The 17,570-nt window shown below is 63.4% G+C and carries 13 protein-coding genes; 6 read left to right on the plus strand and 7 right to left on the minus strand.

Annotated elements, in window-relative coordinates; translation table 11 throughout:
• Positions 1-12: 12 nt before the first annotated feature.
• The 3 genes from IFT75_RS16135 to IFT75_RS16145 all read left to right on the plus strand — a co-directional run bounded on the left by IFT75_RS16135 (position 13) and on the right by IFT75_RS16145 (position 1,797).
• Positions 13-618, plus strand: a complete 606-nt coding sequence (locus IFT75_RS16135) for a DUF4136 domain-containing protein (RefSeq protein ID WP_192055682.1) — start codon at positions 13-15, stop codon at positions 616-618.
• An 18-nt stretch (positions 619-636) separates the two neighbouring features.
• Positions 637-1,200, plus strand: a complete 564-nt coding sequence (locus IFT75_RS16140) for a DUF4136 domain-containing protein (RefSeq protein WP_122480295.1) — start codon at positions 637-639, stop codon at positions 1,198-1,200.
• A 126-nt stretch (positions 1,201-1,326) separates the two neighbouring features.
• Positions 1,327-1,797: a prepilin peptidase gene (locus tag IFT75_RS16145; RefSeq protein WP_192055683.1), complete on the plus strand. Its 471-nt coding sequence runs from the start codon at positions 1,327-1,329 to the stop codon at positions 1,795-1,797.
• Positions 1,798-1,822: 25 nt separating this feature from the next.
• Here the strand turns inward: IFT75_RS16145 and pbpC are convergent, their stop codons facing one another.
• On the minus strand, positions 1,823-4,108 hold the full coding sequence (gene pbpC, locus IFT75_RS16150) for a peptidoglycan glycosyltransferase PbpC (protein ID WP_446731077.1): 2,286 nt from the start codon (positions 4,106-4,108) through the stop codon (positions 1,823-1,825).
• 176 nt (positions 4,109-4,284) lie between these two features.
• Here pbpC and IFT75_RS16155 point away from each other — a divergent pair, with 176 nt between their 5' ends.
• Positions 4,285-4,578, plus strand: a complete 294-nt coding sequence (locus IFT75_RS16155) for a hypothetical protein (RefSeq protein WP_192055687.1) — start codon at positions 4,285-4,287, stop codon at positions 4,576-4,578.
• A 48-nt stretch (positions 4,579-4,626) separates the two neighbouring features.
• Here IFT75_RS16155 and IFT75_RS16160 read toward each other — a convergent pair whose 3' ends face one another.
• Entirely contained in the window at positions 4,627-9,528 is a 4,902-nt protein-coding gene (locus IFT75_RS16160; RefSeq protein WP_192055689.1) for an alpha-2-macroglobulin family protein, read from the minus strand.
• A 190-nt stretch (positions 9,529-9,718) separates the two neighbouring features.
• On the opposite strand from IFT75_RS16160, the gene IFT75_RS16165 reads away from it, so the two are divergent.
• Together IFT75_RS16165 and IFT75_RS16170 are read left to right on the plus strand one after the other, a co-directional pair.
• The gene (locus IFT75_RS16165) at positions 9,719-11,056 is read left to right on the plus strand and encodes an MATE family efflux transporter (protein WP_192055690.1); all 1,338 of its coding nucleotides are present in this window, start codon (positions 9,719-9,721) and stop codon (positions 11,054-11,056) included.
• 370 nt (positions 11,057-11,426) lie between these two features.
• Positions 11,427-11,849 (plus strand): hypothetical protein, encoded by a 423-nt coding sequence (locus tag IFT75_RS16170; RefSeq protein ID WP_192055692.1) that lies wholly within the window; start codon positions 11,427-11,429, stop codon positions 11,847-11,849.
• Between the two features lie 229 nt (positions 11,850-12,078).
• Here the strand turns inward: IFT75_RS16170 and IFT75_RS16175 are convergent, their stop codons facing one another.
• From IFT75_RS16175 to IFT75_RS16195, 5 genes are all read right to left on the minus strand, one after another.
• Positions 12,079-12,963: an alpha/beta hydrolase gene (locus IFT75_RS16175; RefSeq protein WP_446731078.1), complete on the minus strand. Its 885-nt coding sequence runs from the start codon at positions 12,961-12,963 to the stop codon at positions 12,079-12,081.
• A gap of 3 nt (positions 12,964-12,966) precedes the next feature.
• Positions 12,967-14,880 carry an arginine decarboxylase gene (gene speA, locus IFT75_RS16180; protein WP_122480302.1) on the minus strand — a complete coding sequence of 638 codons (1,914 nt, stop codon included), beginning with the start codon at positions 14,878-14,880 and terminating at the stop codon, positions 12,967-12,969.
• Positions 14,881-15,012: 132 nt separating this feature from the next.
• Positions 15,013-15,384: a translation initiation factor Sui1 gene (locus tag IFT75_RS16185; protein ID WP_043193674.1), complete on the minus strand. Its 372-nt coding sequence runs from the start codon at positions 15,382-15,384 to the stop codon at positions 15,013-15,015.
• Between the two features lie 287 nt (positions 15,385-15,671).
• The gene (locus IFT75_RS16190; protein WP_122480303.1) at positions 15,672-16,214 is read right to left on the minus strand and encodes an NUDIX hydrolase; all 543 of its coding nucleotides are present in this window, start codon (positions 16,212-16,214) and stop codon (positions 15,672-15,674) included.
• A gap of 4 nt (positions 16,215-16,218) precedes the next feature.
• The gene (locus tag IFT75_RS16195) at positions 16,219-17,289 is read right to left on the minus strand and encodes a DUF2333 family protein (protein ID WP_192055694.1); all 1,071 of its coding nucleotides are present in this window, start codon (positions 17,287-17,289) and stop codon (positions 16,219-16,221) included.
• Positions 17,290-17,570: the final 281 nt, after the last annotated feature.

Genomic DNA, 17,570 nt, shown 5'->3' on the forward strand with positions numbered 1-17,570 from the left:
TCGGAGACTGCCATGCGTCGCCTGTCCCTATCCGCTGTTTGCCTGACCCTGGCGGCCTGCCAGAGCCCCAATCCCTATGTCGCCAGCTCCAGGCCCCTGCCACCTGCCCCCGCGCAGGCGGCGCAGACATTCGATGCCAGTGCCTACCCCGCGCTCCCGCGCGACTATGCCCGGTATCGCAATTGGGCCTGGGCCAACGGGCAGCTACCGGCCGGGACCAGTTGGGCGGACTCTGCGCAGATCGCCGAAGCGGTCAGCAATGCCCTCGACCAACGCGGCTTGCGACCCCAGCGAGGTGGCGACAGCGCGGACTTGCGGGTCGGCACCAGCCTGCGCATGGAAACCCGCCTGCAACAAACCCGCGACGATGTCGGCTACGGTGCCGGCTACGGCGGCTATGATCGCTACGACCGCTATGGCGGCTATGGCAGCTATCCGGTGGTACGCACCTACCAGATCCAGGTGATGGTGGTGCGCATCGACCTGTTCGACGGCAAGAGCGGCCAGCCCGTCTGGAGCGCAAGTGCTGAAACCAGCAGCCAGGGCAGCCTGAGCGATCGTAACGAGGCGTTACGCAACGCTGTGCAAAAAGCGCTGACGGCTTATCCTCCGTCCTGACCCACAGGAGATTTCACCATGTTGCGTCGCCTTGCCGTTCTACCGCTGGCGCTGTTGCTGAGCGCCTGTCAAACCCCTCGAGTCAATCATGATTTCGATGCCAGCCGTGACTTCGCGGCCTACCGCAGCTGGGCCTGGAAAGAGCCGGCGGTGCAATATCGGCCGGACGATCCACGGGTGCGCAGCGACCTCACCGAGCAGCGCATCCGCCAGGCCGTGAGCAGTCAGCTCGACCAGCGCGGACTGCGCCCAGCGGCTGCCGGTGGCCGTGCCGACGTCACGCTGCAAGCCTACTTGATCGTCGACAACCGTCAGCAGCAGGTCACCACCAATTATGGCGGTGGCTGGGGTGGGGGCTACTGGGGTCCGTATTGGGCCTCGCCCGCCATGAACGAAACACGCAGCGTCGATTACAAGGTCGCGACCCTGCAGCTGGACATGCTCGATGCACGGGACGGCAAGCTGGTGTGGCGCGGCAGTACCGAGCAACTGGTCAACGACAATGCCGTTTCGCCGAGCGAGCGCAGCACCGTCATCCAGAAGGCGGTGAACGACATCCTGTCCACCTACCCGCCTCGCTGAGCCTGCCGCCAGCAGCAGCAGCAAAAAAAGTGTCGCAGCAACCCCATCGTCAGCGTCAGGCGTCTAATCTGAAACAGAAGGTCTGTTTCAGAAGTGAGCCACTGCCGTATTCAAGTGGGTGCTGCCATGCCAAGTCTCGTTCTTCTCCTGTGGTTTACCCTGTGCGCCGAGCAGGACATCCGGCACCGGCGCATCGCCGACAAACTGACCGTTGGCGCAGGGGTGCTGGCGCTGGTGTGCCTGTTCGCCACCGGGCATACCTGGATCGGCTCGAGCATGGTCGAGGCGGCCGCAGCGCTGGTATTGAGCATGGCGTTGACCTTGCCTGGCTACCTCAATGGCCGCCTGAGCTGTGGCGAGGTCAAGCTGCTCTGGGCATTGGCGCTGGCTTCGGACAGCAGTCACCTGGTTGGCACGCTGATCGGCGGTATCGTGGCCCTGGTGCTGTGGGTCTTCGTGTCACCGATGATCTGGTACCGCTTGAGCATTCGCTATAGGCGCAAGGTGGAGTACCTGAACCCCGAGTCGGCAGCCGTGCTGCCGCTCACCCCGTTTCTGCTGGCAGGGTTCGCGCAGACATTGTTCTGGCTGAGCTGATATGCCGGGTTGGCATCCGACAGGCTCAGTCCACCACGGTCAGCTCGGCCCTGGCAGTCTGCCCCGCCTCGTCCAGCACCGTGACCTGATAACGTCCCGTGCGCTCGAACACCGCGTTCAGGCCAGTGCCCTGCGCACTGCTTTGCTGGGGCATGCCATTGATGAACCACCAACGCTGCCCCTGCCCGCCGAGCGTGTCGAGGTGTATCCGCAGCGGGCCGGCATCGGCGGCCGGATGGCGCAGCCGATCACCGCTGCGCACGCCGACGATCGACAAGGGTGCCATGGCCGGCAACGGTGGCGCGGGGCATTGTGGATCCGAGTCCGGCACCCGCATCCGGCGATGTTCGGCCTTGGCCAGCCAGGGTTCGAGTGCGGCCGGCCACAGGGCGATGGAGCGTGCCTGGGCGCCGGGGCAGGAGGCACTGGTGCGCAGCCCTGCAGGCGAGAGCCAGACCTGTTCCTGCAGCCCGGTACCCAGCGGTTGGTCCAGCGCCTGCAAAGTGGGCGGGATGGTCTTGTCCAGTGTCCAGGCAAAGCGCTGGCGCCGACAGTTGGGGTCACGGCGATCCAGTGCTTGACCCAGCGGCCAGCATATCGCGGCGACGCCGACGCTGGACGGTACGCGCTGGACAGGCGTCGAGATGGCCCGCTGCGCATCGCGGTTGCTCAGGACGTCGTGTACCTGCAGCATCAACGGCGCGGCCGAAGCCAGGCCGAACTGGCCGGGTACCGGGGTGCCATCCGGGCGACCGATCCATATTCCGATCAGATAACGCGGCCCGATGCCGATCGACCAGGCGTCACGAAAACCGTAACTGGTACCGGTCTTCCAGGCCAGCGCCGGACGCTGGACGAGTTCGGCGTGCAGGTCTTGATCCGGGCGCGCCTGGCCGCTGAGGATGCGCCGCACGATCCACGCCGCGCCCGCCGACATCATCTGCCGCTCGCGCAGTACATCCTGCGGTTGCCAGCGCAGTGAGGCACTGTTGCCGCTGCGGGCGAAAGCACTGTAGGCGGCGACCAGATCGTCGAGCCGACTGCCCATCCCGCCCAGGATCATCGCCAGGTTGGGCTCGGCGGCCACGGGCCAGCTCAGGTGCAGGCCGCCGTTGCGCAACTGCGCGGCAAAGCGCTTGGGACCCAGCGCCTCGAGCACCTGCACCGCTGGCAGATTGAGCGACAGGGCCAGCGCCGAACTGGCCGCGACCGGACCGCTGAACCCAGCGGAAAAATTGCCGGGGCGGTAATCACCGTAGCGTCGCGGGACATCCTGCAACAGAGACTCGGAGTGAATCAGGCCGGCATCCATGGCCATGCCGTAAAGAAACGGCTTGAGCGTGGAGCCCGGCGACCTGACAGCACTGACCATGTCGACATGGCCGAAGCGCCGGTCATCGGCCAAGTCCACCGAGCCCAGGTAGGCACGCACGGCCATGGTCTGCGCGTCCACCACCAGGATGGCCGCCGAGGTTCGCTCGGGCAGCCGCGCACGCCAGCCCAGCAGCAGGTCTTCCAGGCGCCGTTGCAGGCTGGCGTCGATCAAGGTGTGGATCAGCGGCGGACTGTCACTGCGGTTCAGGCGCCTGGCCAGCAATGGCGCCAACGCCGGCTCCTGGCGCGGGGCCAGCAACAAAGGCTCCTGTTGTGCTTCGCGTACCTGTGCAATGGGCCACACGCCGTGCTCGGCCATGCGCTTCAGCACTTTGTTGCGAGCGGCTTGCGCCTGTTGCGGATGGCGGTCGGGACGCAGGCGGCTGGGCGCTTGGGGCAACACCGCCAGCAAGGCGGCTTCGCTGCGGGTGAGCTGCGCAGGCGACTTGCCCAGATACGCCCAACTGGCCGCCGCCACACCCTGCAAGGTGCCGCCGAATGGCGCGCGGTTCAGGTACAGCGTGAGGATCTGCGTCTTGCTCAGGTGCCACTCCAGCTGCGCGGTTCGCCATAACTGATGCAGTTTGCCGGAGAAGGTCCGTGAATGCGGATCGAGCAGGCGCGCCACCTGCATCGACAACGTACTGCCGCCCGACAACACCCGACCGCCGCTGAGGTTGAGCCAGGCAGCACGAGCCAGTGCCAGCGGGTTGACCCCTGGATGCTGGTAGAACCAGCGGTCCTCGTAGGTCAGCAAAGCTTCGAGATAATAGGGCGAAACCTGGTCTACGCTGACCGGATATCGCCATACCCCTTCGGCATCGGCGAAACGCCACAGCGGTGTGCCGTCCTCGGCAAGTACCACGCGTGCCAGATCATCCCGGGGCAACGGTAGTGGCCAGAGTCGATCGGCCAGCCACAGAAGAAAGACCGGCACACAAATCGCCAACAGCGCACGGCGTGTGAATCTGCCTCGACGCGTTTTCGGAAAAACTGCAAAGCTGCGGATCAAGTGCGCCAACCTTGCTGGCGCTGTCGGGAACTTGGTTCGCTGGCGCATGGCCAAAGGGGGCACAATGGCATGAATGCCACTAACCGAATCAGGACGCAACTATGCATGTAGAAGGCTTTTTCGAGTGGCTGGGACAGGCCCTGGGCGCAATCATTCGCTGGGTGGTAGACAGCCTGAGCTGGCTGTTCAGCCTGCTCGGCAACGCGGGCGGAAATTTCGTCGACGGCCTGTCGAGGACCCTGGGCATGGACACCAATGTCGTTACCATCGCCGCGTTGATCGTCGGCTTGCTGTTGCTGTACTCCGCCGTCCGAGCTTTCATGCGTGCATCGATCATCATGGGTGTCATCTGGGTCGTACTGGGCCTGTGGTTGCTGAGCTGGATCATTCAGTGAGCCATGGGTCGAATGGCAAGGGCAGCCGTTCGCTGCCCCTGCCCGACCTCACCTCGGGCGTACCGTCAGGTCCGCTGGCGTAGCACCGACAGCCTGCCAGTTGGGCCGGTACATCGATTCCACCTGCGGTGGCGGTACCTTGTAGATACCCGGCGTTACCGCACGCGCCAGATACAGCAGGTGCGTGCTGCCATAGCCATCGAGCTTGAGTGCGGCCACGTAGCGGTCATCGCGAAACTCCTGATGCTGCAGATTGGCGTTTTGCATCGACTCACGCCACTGCCGGACACTGCTGCTGGCGTTATCCAGGCTGGCGGCACTCTGCGCCAGGTTCTGGTTTTCGATTTCCAGGCCAGCGGGCAGCAGGTCGACGACCAGGGCATCGGGCACGCGCTGCTTGGCGCCTACCACCAGATGCACCAGCACCAGCTCGCCACTCTTGAGGGTATCGAGCTTGAGCGGCTCGCCGTCCAGGCCCAGGTATTGGCGACGGATCGACAGGTTGTCTTCGTGCGGCGCCGGCGGCCGTACCGGATAGCCCGACAGCGTCACCTGCTGATACAGCGGCTGTTGTGCCTGGCTGGTAACGGTGAGCGACTCGGACAGCGCGCCGTCCGCCAGTTTCAGCGCTGGCTGGGCGTCACTCAACAGGTGACTGACGTCGGCGCTTCGCACCTGGGCAGTCCAGGCCTGCTCGGGCAAGGCCAGCGCATTGCGACCGGCCAGATACAAGGCATTGCGCTCCTGGGTCGATAGCCAACTGCTACTGGCGAGCATATCCGAGAGGGTGAACAGGCGCTCTTCGAGTGTGGCTTTGCTCAGATCGTTCTCCTGCAGCAAGGCCAGGATCAACGCCTGGTCACGTAGCGGGCTGCCATAGTCGCCGAGCCAGTCGCTGTCGTTGCGTGCTGCCGCCAGACCGGCTTGCAGTACCTGATCGGCACGGGGCTGATCACCCATTTTCTGCAGGGCGATCGCCAATTGCACCAGTGGCAGGCCCGAGCGCGCATCGCTGCGCCGTTCGAACAGGCTGCGCAGTGCGCCCAACGGCGCCTGTTGGCTACGCGCCAGCACCAGGCCGGCATAAGCCTGGACCGCAAAGCGGGTGTGGTCGAGATTGTCGCTGTAGTCAGCCTCGATCAAATCGCGCTCCTGCAGATAGCGCAACAGTCGCTCGCTGGCTTTCTTCACGGGCTCGGGCGGTACGGCGTAGCCCTGATCACGGGCACGCAGGAGGAAATCGGTCACGTAGGCAGTCAGCCAGTACTCTTCCTCGCCATCCGCACCCCACAGGCCGAAGCTGCCGTTGTAGCGCTGCATGCCCAGCAGCCGCTCGATACCGATGTCCATCTTGCGCGTGCGCTCGGCGTCGGTGTCGCTTTCCACACCCAGCTTTTTCAGGCTGGCGGCATCGGAATACAGCGACGGATAGAGGCCACTGACGGTCTGCTCGAGGCAGCCGTAGGGGTACGCCTTGAGCGCCTTGATCTGCTCGCCGATGTTCAGCGGCGGTCGGTTCGACAAGCTGAGCAGGGCCTCGCGCCCGGCGGGCTCGAGCGGCGACAGGGCACCGGCGGGAAGCGTCCAGGGCTGATCCTTGAGCACGCTGCGCAGATGCCTGACCAACGCCGGATAGGCGGGGCGCACGCCCAGGGTCCAGTCCCGGGTAATGGCAGGCAAGGTTTCGCCGGGGAGGTTCAGCCCGTCGATCCGTACCTTGATGTGACCTTGACCCAATCCGCCCGTGGCTTGTACCTGCAGATGCAGGGTCTGACGTTGCCCCTTGGCCAGTTGCAGCGGTTGCCGGGGGGCGTCCAGCAGGGTCAACGGGCCGTCTGCGTTCACCTGCACGGTCAGGGTTTGCGCTCGTTCGGTGAGGTTGGTGATGTCGAGCGCAATGCGGGCCTGGTCGCCACCGGCCAGGAAGCGCGGCGCGGACAGTTCCGCAACCAGCGGCGCGGCGACCACCGTGCGCGCCTCGGCCATGCCGAAGCGATCATCGGTCCAGGCCTGGGCCATCACGCGCAGTTCGCCGTTGAAGTCCGGGATATCGAGGGTCATCTGCCCCTCGCCTTGCTCGTTCAACGTCACCGGAGCGCTTTGCAACGCAACGATGGTGACGCTGGTCTGCGGGCGCTTGCCGCCCTTGGCCAAATCGGCCGCGTCGCCACCGAACGCCAGGCTGGCCAGCCGGCCCTGCCCCGCTTCGATCAACTGCCCATAGATATCCAGTTGGTCGACGCCATAGCCCTTGCGGCCGAACAGCGCAGCGAAAGGATCGGGGGTGGCGTACTGGGTGATATTGAGGATACCTACGTCCACCGCCGCCAACAGCACATGGGCCTGACGTGGGATGCTGCCGTCGCTGTTGCGGGCCGTCACCTTGACCGTGAGGGGCTGCTGCGGGCGCATGCTCGCAGGCGCGTCGAGGGTCACCGCCAGCTTGCGTGGGGCGCGATCGAGCGGCAGGTGCAGCAGGCCGACCGCACGCTTGGGGGTGACGTTGGCCTTGCGTTCGCCGGGGCGAACCACCAGCGCGCTGATGTAGAGGTCATGGCGGGCCCATTTCGGATCGACCTTGATGTCGAAGGCCTTGCCCTCGGCGGGTACGTCGATCTCCTGCCACCACAAGGGGCCCTCGGCGGACTCCACCAGCAGATAGCCGGTACCGGCTGCGGGCGGTGTCACTGTCACCCTGGCCGTATCGCCATCTGCGTAGTGGGGTTTGTCCAGGGCGAGCTTGACCTGATCGGGGCGTACCGCGCCGCCTTCGGTGTTGTCCTGCCAGCTGTAGCCGGCCCAGAAACGCAGGCTGCTGACCAGCCCGGTTTGCGGATCTTCGACCTCGACCCGGTACGGCCCCCACTCAACGGGAAAGCTGACCTTGGCTGTGCCACCCTCGGCAACTGCAACGGTTTCCTCGCTCAGGTTCAGGTATTTTTCGTTGTAGTTGTAGCTCCAGCCGTCGCTTTCGGAGTAGTTCCAGTAGTAATCGCGACGCTCGCGCACCAGGCGTACCTTGAGGGCATCGGCAGCCAGCTTGCGACCCTGGGCGTCGGCGACGAGCAATTCGAACTCGGCCGGTCCATCGCCGTCCACGTTCTCGCCTTCGAACGTTCCTCGCACACCGGGCAGGCGGTCCGCAGGCCATACCGGTTGCACCAGGCGACGGGTGATGGGCCGGCCACCGGATTCCTGCAGGCTGGCTTGCAGCACCACCTGCAATGGGGACCTGGTTTCGCCCCAGCGGCTGTCGATGGCCAGAGTCGCCCTGCCTTGCGCGTCGAGGGTGGTCTCGTCCAGCTCCAGGTCCTGACTGAGCTCGCCTTCGGTCAGCGAGCCGAACTGGAACCCGGGCAGCGTCGACACAGCTTCGCGCAGCGGACGCACGTAAACCTGGCCGCTCAAACGATTGCCCGCAGCCGGCGCGCCGTACAGATAGCGGCCGGTCACCTCGACAGCCAGCGCATCGGCGGGCGCGATGGGCGTGTCCGCGCCCTTGAGGTCCAGCGCCATGCGCTCGGGGAGAAAATCTTCCACCTGGAATTCGTGAACCTGAGGCTTGCCGTCGCCCAGGTCGAGCAGCAGTTGCCAGCGCCCGGTCGGCGCTTCGCCAGCCAGTGGCAACTGGTACTGATACAGGCCGGAGGCGTCCGGCTGCCAGACGAATTTGCGACTGAGCTGGTCGTCCGGGCGGCGCACCTCGACGCTTACCGGTTGCGGTTTGACCGGGTGCCCGTCGTTGTCGCGCAACAGGGCATTGAGCAGCACCGTTTCACCGGGACGGTAGAGGTCTCGCGGACCGAAGACGAAAAACTGCAACGGGTGTGCCTTGGCTCCGGCGATGTCGAACTCGGCCAGATCCAGTGCCGCAGTGTTCAGGCGCAGCAGGCTGGTCTGGTCGCCCTGATGCGCCAGCAATACTTCGGCTTTCACCGGCGAGGCGAGTTGGGCATGGCCGGCGGCGTCGGTCTTGCCTTCGCCGATGACCCGGCCCTGGGCGTCGAGCAACTGCAGGCTGACGTCGGCCAAGGCCTTGCCGCCCTCCAGGGCCTGGGTGAATACATCCATGCGGTCGGCATAGCGATGCACGGACAGGCCGATATCGCTGAGGGTGAACAGCGTCGCCGGCTGCGCATAGTCGTAGCTGCCGGAGGCACGCATCACCGCCAGATAGACGCCCGGTTGCTGCAATGGCTTGATGCCGCCGAGGGGCAACAGCAGGGTCTCGCGGGTATTGCGTGCGGGATCGAGATCGAAGCGACCGCCGTAGACCAGTTCGGCCATGGGCAACAGCTCGCGCGATTCGTAGCTTTGCAGGCTGCTGTTACGGCCCCAGCGGCTGAGAAAGGCCGGCAGTTGCTCGGGTCGTATGCGGAAGAACTCGACGTCGACCTTGTCGACATTCAGGGCAATGACCGGCAAGCCTTCAGCCAGCCGGGTGGGCAACAACGAGCCGCGGCTGGCGAAACCCACGGTGGGTTGCAGGTCTCGGGTTTCGAGACGAACGGTGTGTGGCGCAGCCAGGGTGTTCTGGTTCACGGAGAGCAGCCCGGCATCGACCGTGAGCACCAGCTTGCGCTTGGGCTCCAGGTGGCGAAAGCGCAACTCCATGAGGTTGTCGGACAGTTCCCAGGCGCCGTCCAGCTTGCCGCGGGTGCTGTCGACCAAGTGAACCTTGTCGGCGAAGTTCTGCTTGGGATCCAGCGGTGCGGTGAAGGTCACTGAAAGGGTGCTGGCACCGTCCAGCTGGACTTCGGAGGCGTCGGCTACGGCGAGTTCACGGCCCTTGTAGCGTTGCGCCAGGGCCGGCAGATCGACGCTCGCCACAGGCTTGGGCAGAGCATTCACGGCGGCCGGTGGCGGGGGCTCGACGGGTTTCTCCGATGTCGATGAATCGCACCCGCCAAGCAGGGCCAGGGCGCAGGCCAGAAACAGTCCTTTGTTCAATTCGAGGTACCCAAGGCAGTGAAAAGCAAGGCTGGGAATATATATCAATATTGATGGTTTCGTGGCCGGGGTTACCGGCTGAGACAAGTGTAGTGAAGTGTGTAGGGTATACCGCGCGGATTCCTTCGCGGCCACGGACCGCTCCTACAGTGGGCTGAGCTACAATCCCGGCCCCGACTTCGGAGCTTACATGGCCATCCTACTGACCGATTGGCGTCATCGCCCTACTCACAAGAGGGTCTGGGCCCTGGCTGCGCCGATGATCCTGTCCAACCTGTCGGTGCCCCTGGTGACGCTGGTGGACAGCGCGGTGATCGGCCATCTGCCCCATGCCCACCAGTTGGGCGCAGTGGCCGTGGGGGGCAGCCTGTTCACCTTCATGGTGTCGCTGATGAGTTTTCTGCGCATGGGCACCACGGGGTTCGCCGCACAGGCTGCCGGACGCCGTGATGGTCGTGCACTGCGCCAGATTCTGGTGCAGGGTCTGGCCCTCGGCCTGCTGTTCTCCTTGCTGCTATGCGTGCTGGCGCTGCCCTTCAGCCATCTGGCCCTGAGCTTCATGGCACCGTCTGCAGCACTGGAACAAGCCACCCACGATTTCTTCCAGACACGTCTGCTGGGGCTGCCTGCCGCCCTCGCCAGCTACGCCTTGATCGGCTGGTTCCTTGGTACCCAGAATGCCCGCGCGCCGTTGCAACTGCTGCTGACCACCAACCTGGTCAACATCGCCCTGAACCTGTGGTTCGTGCTCGGCCTGGACTGGGGCGTGATCGGCTCGGCGCGCGCCTCGGTGATAGCCGAATGGGTCGGCGCCCTGCTCGGCCTGGCACTTACCCGGCCCTCCCTGCGAGCGTATCCGGGAGCCATGGCCTGGGCGGCGCTGAGGTCATGGCGCAACTGGCGCCCGCTGCTGGGGGTCAACCGCGATATTTTCCTGCGCAGTCTGGCGCTGTCCGGGGTCTTTCTGCTGATCACCATCCAGGGCGCCCGCTTCGGCGATGCCACTGTGGCCGCCAATGCGCTGTTGCTCAATGGCCTATTGATAACCGCCTATGCGCTGGACGGCCTGGCCCATGCGGTCGAAGCCCTGTGCGGCCACGCCATCGGCGCGCGCGATCGGCAGACGCTGCGCCGCTCGATGGTGGTGTCCCTGGGGTGGTCGCTGATTGCCAGCGGCGGGTTTGCCGTACTGTTTGTGCTGGGCGGGCATGTGTTCATCAACCTGCAGACCGATATTGCCAGTGTCCGCGAGGCGGCCTACCCGTTCCTGCCATACCTGGCGGTGCTGCCGCTGATTGCGGTAGGCAGCTACCTGCTGGACGGCCTGTTCATCGGCGCCACCCGCGCCCGGGAGATGCGCAATGCGATGCTGGTCAGCGTAGCTGTGATGTTTCCGATCGGCTGGTGGAGCACCGGGTTCGGGAATCATGGCCTGTGGATCAGTTTCCTGCTGTTCATGGCGCTGCGTGCGGCGACGCTGGGATGGATTGCGTGGCGGTTGCAGCGCAGGGATGAATGGGTATCGTAGGGGATGGGTATGAACGACGTTCCACACTCCGTTCACAGCTTCTATACCTCGAACAGCACCCATATATCCCTATGGCAAAAATTTCAATACGATAAACTGACAATCAATCAGCTAAACGTTATTGGTCAATGCCGGCACTTTCTTATGACAGGAAGAGTCAACATCCAATCTGCATAGGATACAGCAAAACTTCGCTAGATCATTACTAGAAGTAACAAGGCCTTCTCTGCACTTTCACAACTCCGCCTCCAGCCAACTGTAACCATTAGTTAAAATCACGCTGACAAGCGATACATATTCATATCCTGCCTATAGACTACGCCGCCTTCCACTTCACTATCGATTGGAAATCCGTAAATAAGGAATAGGGATGCCTACACTTCGCAGTTTGTTTGCCGCCACGCTTATCGTATTAACCACTGGCTGCGCGAGCGGACTCAACTCCGCCCAGCAATCCGAACTTGCCATGCTCCGCGCCAAAAACCTCGCCGTGGAAGTCAAACAACCCGTCCTCGGTGCCGGCCTTGGGCTATTGCCTGGCGGTGGGTCGTTTTATGGCCGCGCCTATGGCTGGGGCGTCGTCAACCTGCTTCTGTGGCCAGCGTCCATTCTATGGGACCCGGTCAGCGGCTACGACGCTGCCGAAACTTTGAACTATCACGCTAGCAGAGAGCATGTCGCCAGTTTGAGAAAACATGACATGAACGAGCTTGACTCCAAACTCACCACCAATGAGATCGATCTGAAAGCCTACACACTAGAAAAGCGCAAGATCGAAGATAAATACCAGTGAGCCTTTGACCTCACAGAAAAAGCCTGCCATAGAGCGGGCTTTTTCCATATGGACTTTTGATAATAGCAGAATGCTTGGATACTGCTTGCAAGGCTCTTGCAACTGTAAAATTCCGCCCTCACCCTGAAACGCGCCAGGCTCTGGCTCAATGACCTCTGCACGCCGCGCTTTCAGTATCTACCATAATAAAATCTGACAATAACGTCTGCGGCGAACCGGCAAGATTCATCTATTCGCGCAAACGGACTTCCGCTGTTTCAGGCTTGGCCTTGACGAACCGCTCCACGTCCTCCAGCACGGGTGCCAGCCAGCGCAGTGGCCAGGCAAAGGAGGCGATCAGGGTGCGGTGGTTCAGGCGCCGGTAATAGCGCTCCTGCACGGGGACGCCGGCGGCGCGCAGTCGGCGGGCCAGGCCCTCACTATTGCGCACGGGGTCGACGGTGCTGTCGTGCGTGGCGGCGATCAACAGTGCCGGGGGCGAGCCTGCCAGAGACTGGTTGATGGGTTGCGATTGGGGCGGTGAATCGGGGAAGAAGAATACCGGCTTGGCTTCGGGATTCTCGATCGGCAAGAAATCATAGGGGCCGGCCAGGCCGATCCAGCCGCGCAGCGCATTGGCGGGGACCCCGGCTTTACGCAGCCACTGCGGATCGAGGGCAAGCATGGCCGCGTTATAGCCGCCGGAGCTGTGGCCCATCACGAACAGACGGCGAACGTCGCCACCGTACCGAGCAATGTTTCGATAGGTCCAGGCAACGGCATCGGCGCCGTCTTCGAGAAAGCTGGGATAGCGCACCTGTGGATAGAGGCGGTAGTCGGCGACCACCACCAGCAACCCACGGGCGGCCAACGCCTGGGCGACAAAACGATAGTCGCCTCGCTCGCCGCTATTCCAGGTACCCCCATAGAAAAAAACCACCACCGGAGTTTCCGGCAGTGGTCGAGTGGGGCGGTACACGTCCAGCTTCTGCCGCGGGTCGGCGCCGTAGGCTACGCCCTGCGTGAGCTGGTAGCCGCCGGACGCCGTCACGGCATCCAGAGTGCGCAGCCCGGAACAAGCGCTTAGCAGCCCCAGCAGGGCGGCGAGCGTGAGGAGCCGGGCAACCAGACCCACTCGTTACGACGACAGGTACGAAGAACGCGTCAAGCCCAGGCGCAAGGCGTCCAGGTACTGGGTGCGCTCGCGCGCGGTGATCTTGGCGCTGGCAACCTTGTCGCGGTAATGCGTCATCAACTCTTCGGGAGACAGATGCACGTAGCGCAGCATGTCTTCGATGGTGTCGTGGGTTTCGATGCCGGCGCTGTAGACGCTGCCGTCCTGGCGCTGATAGATGTTCACCGAGTCGGTGTCACCGAACAGGTTGTGCATGTCACCAAGGATCTCCTGGTACGCGCCGACCAGGAAGATACCCAGCAAGTAATCCTCGCCCTGGTTGACGGCGTGCACCGGCAGGCTGGTTTCGATGCTCTGTTCATCGACGTACTGCTTGATCTTGCCGTCGGAATCGCAGGTCAGGTCCTGCAGTACGGCGCGGCGCAGCGGCTCTTCGTCGAGACGGTGCAGCGGCAGGATCGGCAGTACCTGGCCGATGGCCCAGGTATCGGGCAGGCTCTGGAACACCGAGAAGTTGCAGATGTACTTGTCGGCGAGCTTGTCGTTGAGCTCGTCCAGCACCTGGCGATGCGAGCGCTGGCGGGCCTTGAGCGAGTTGTGCAGGCGGCGGCACACGGCGAAGTAGCACTGTTCGGCCAGGGCCTTCTGCGCCAGGGTGACCTTGCCGTCGGCGTACTGCGCCGCGATGTCGCTGATGTAGTGGGTCGCGCGCCAGTAGTTTTCAGTGACCATCTCGATGTCGGTCGGACCCAGCAGATCGACCAGCCACTGCAGGGTTTCGGGCAGGCTTTGCTTGTCGACGATCTCGGGCACTTCGTCGTTGTGACGCTCGACGTCGGTGACCTGCACCACCAGCATGGCGTGGTGCGCAGTCAGCGAGCGGCCACTCTCCGAGAAGATGTGCGGATGCGGCATGCCCTGGGCATCGCAGAACTCCTTGAGCATCCCCACCACGACACCGGCGTAGTCGTCCATGTCGTAGTTGATCGAGCTGGCATTGCGCGAGTGAGTGCCGTCGTAATCGACACCCAGGCCGCCGCCCACATCGATGTGATCGACCGGCAGGCCCAGCGAACGCAGCTCGCCGTAATAGCGAATGGCTTCTTTGAAGCCGTGCTGGTAGTCCGCCAGGTTGGCAATCTGCGAGCCCATGTGGAAGTGCAGCAGGCGGATGCCCTGGTCCACGCCCGCTTCGCGGAAGCGCTCGACGACCGACAGCAACTGGGCGGCAGACAGGCCGAACTTGGATTTCTCACCGCCGGTGTCGGCCCACTTGCTCGAAGCCAGGGACGACAGGCGCACGCGCAGACCGATCTGCGGCTTGACCTTGAGCTCGGCCGCCTCTTCGATCACCAGCGCCACTTCGGACTCTTTCTCGATGACGATGAAGACGTTGTGACCCAGCTTCTGGCCGATCAGGGCCAGGCGGATGAATTCGCGGTCCTTGTAGCCGTTGCAGACGATGGTCCCGCCCTTGGGCGCCAGGGCCAGCACGGCCAGCAGCTCCGGCTTGGAGCCGGCTTCCAGGCCGATCGACACGCCTTCGGTGGCGATGATGTTTTCCACCACCGCTTCCTGCTGGTTCACCTTGATCGGATACAGCGCGGTGTAGCGACTCTGGTAGTCCAGGCGAGCGATGTTGGCATCGAAGGCACCGGTCAGCTGGCGTACGCGGTCTTGCAGGATATCGGGGAAGCGTACCAGCAGCGGCAGCGACAGGCCGCTCTTGCGCAGTTGGTCGACCTGCTCGTAAAGATCGATCGGCGAGCTGTCCGGGCCGTTCGGACGAACCTCGACACGGCCGGCCTCGTTGATGGCGAAATAACCAGCGCCCCAGTGGCGAATGCCATAAACGCTGCGGCTGTCGGCCACGGTCCATTGGCTGCCATCGTCTTTACGTGTGCGTCGTACGGACATCGAGGTCCCCTATGAAAAAAGTCGGTTGTCGCGGGCCGTCGGGCCCTGCGCAGTGTAGAGGGTAAAGATGACGATTGCTGCGCCTGCTGGGGTAGACCCCGGCGAGTACTTCAAGTTTACAGGGTGTGCGGCTCAACCACCGGACTTGCGGGCCTTGAAGCCCTGCTTGACCAGCTCGGCGAGCAGCAGCTCGACATGGTCGCCCTGGATTTCGATGATGCCGTCTTTCAACGCACCGCCTGTGCCGCAACGGCGCTTGAGGGTGGTCGCCAGCTCCTTGAGCGCATCGGCCGGGAGTGGGACACCGGTGATCGTGGTCACGGTCTTGCCGCCGCGACCTTTGCTTTCGCGCCGCACACGGGCGATGCCGTCGCCCTCGGGCACGGCCGTTTGCTTGCAGGTGCAGGCGTCGATGGGCTGACGGCAGTCCGGACAATGCCGACCGCTGTCGGTGGAGAACACCAGGCCGCCGAGGGCGGCGAAGGATGCGGCTTTCTTGGCCACCGGCATGCCTCATGTGAAATGGATCAGGCCGAGCAGTTTAGCGGGAAACCGGGTACATGCTAAGTGCCTGGTGGAGTCAATTGCCGAGGATCGGATGATTTCATGAAGTGCGAGGCTGTACAGGTAATACCGCGATGCCCGTTTCGCGGCCGATGACCGCTCCTACAGGGTGCAGGGGATGCACGTAGGAGCGGTCAGTGGCCGCGAAAAGCACAGCGTGGTGTATCAGGCGAGCCGCGTCGTGTGATTCACGGCCGATGGCCGCTCCTACATGATGGTGCGCGGAGTCAGGCGTTGTCCCGGCAGGTCAGGAATCGCAGCAATGCAGCCAGGGAATCGGGGCAATAGGGCTCGGTGGTGCTTTCATCCAGAGCCTGTTGGACCGGGACGAACCGGGCCTCCAGCACTTCCTCGGGCTGCAGCTCCAGCGGGCCATCCCAGACCGCGGAGAACACCGCACACCAGACTCGGTTGCCCGGCTGGTCGAACAGAAAATGCTCGTGTGCAGTCAGTTGGACGCCACGCACACCCAGTTCTTCCTCGAGTTCGCGCGCGGCTGATTCGATGTAGGTCTCGTTGCCCTGCACCATGCCACCTGCGGCCACGTCCCAATAGCCAGGGTAGATCGCCTTGCTCAAGGTACGCCGGTGCACACACAGTTCGCCCTGGCTGTTGAACAGGAGAATGTAGGTGCCGCGGCCGATCAGCCCACGTTCGCGCAGCTCTGACCTGGGCAAGGTCCCCAGCAGCTGATCGGACTCGTCGACCCAGGCGATCGACTCGGCATCGGACGCTGCACGATGTTCGACCTCCTGGGTCGAGATCGGCATGTCTTCAGCCCTGCGACAGCAGTTGGCGCAGGTCGATGACGGCGGCGTTGGCCCGCGAGATGTAGTTGGCCATCACCAGCGAGTGGTTCGCCCACATGCCGAAACCGCTGCCATTGAGAATCATCGGGCTCCATACCGGTGCCTGGGACGCTTCCAGTTCACGGATGATCTGGCGCACGCTGACGGTTGCATTCTTCTTCGCCAACACATCGGCAAAGTCGACTTCGATAGCGCGCAGCAGATGCGACAGCGCCCAGGCCTGACCGCGTGCCTCGTAGAACACGTTGTCGATCTGCATCCACGGGGTCTCGACGATTTCCTCGTCGACCTGCGGCGCCTGGCCTGCAATCACGCTTTCGGTCTTGAGCGTGGTGTTCAGCTTGACGCGACCGACACTGGCAGACAAACGCTGCGACAACGAGCCCAGGCGCGTACCGACGTCGCCCAACCAGTTGTTCAGGTTGTCGGCACGGGTGTAGAACAATGCGTTGGTCTGGCTAGGATCGGACAGCCGATTCTGGTAGCGGGCAAGCAGGTTGATGCCTTCCTGGAACTCGGACTCGCTGGAAGGCAGCACCCAGCTCTTGTTGTCGAAGTTGAAACGCGGCTCGGCGCGGGCCAGGTCGGCGTCTTCGGCGGACTGCGACTGCGAACGAGCGAAGTCCTTGCGCAGCGCACGGCTCAGATCGCGGACCTGGACCAGTACGCCGTATTCCCAGCTGGGCATGTTGTCCATCCACAAGCCAGGCGGAAAGCGGTCGTTGGAAATGTAGCCACCCGGCTTGTTCAGCAGTGTCGATGCCACTGTCTTGAGGGTTTCCACCGTGGTGTAGCCGACCACCATCTGACGGCCGTCACGTTGTGCGGCCGACTGGGCATTCTGCTGCACCGGGAACAGTTCGGGCTCTTCGCTCCAGTACCAGCCCAGCAACAGGGTCACCACCAGATAGACAGCCAGCGCACCCAGCACGGCCTTGCTCAGCAGCAGGCTCTTGACATGGCTGCGTGGGCCGCCACTGCTGTCGGCACGCTCGCGTGCTGCGCCGTTGCCCGCACGATTCTTCCAGTCCAGCATGACTTATGTCCTTTCTATCGCGGAATTCATGGGTTCTGACCTCGCCACCCGGCTAACGTGCCTCCCATGGGCAAAGTTTTCCAGGCAAGGCAGTATCGCCACTATAAAGGATGCATCGGCATGTCGCAGTCGCGGTAAAGACATCCGGATGTGTCTGAGCGTCGAATTCAATGGCCGACCGAAAATACAGGCCATATGCCATCTTTTTCAGGTTGAAGTCACGTGTCTGTAACAGACCGCCCCTACCTTCACGCACTGACCATTTCGCTGCTGGTAGTGCC

This window comes from Pseudomonas sp. CFBP 8758, from assembly GCF_014841725.1.
Taxonomy (GTDB): Bacteria; Pseudomonadota; Gammaproteobacteria; order Pseudomonadales; family Pseudomonadaceae; genus Aquipseudomonas; species Aquipseudomonas baltica.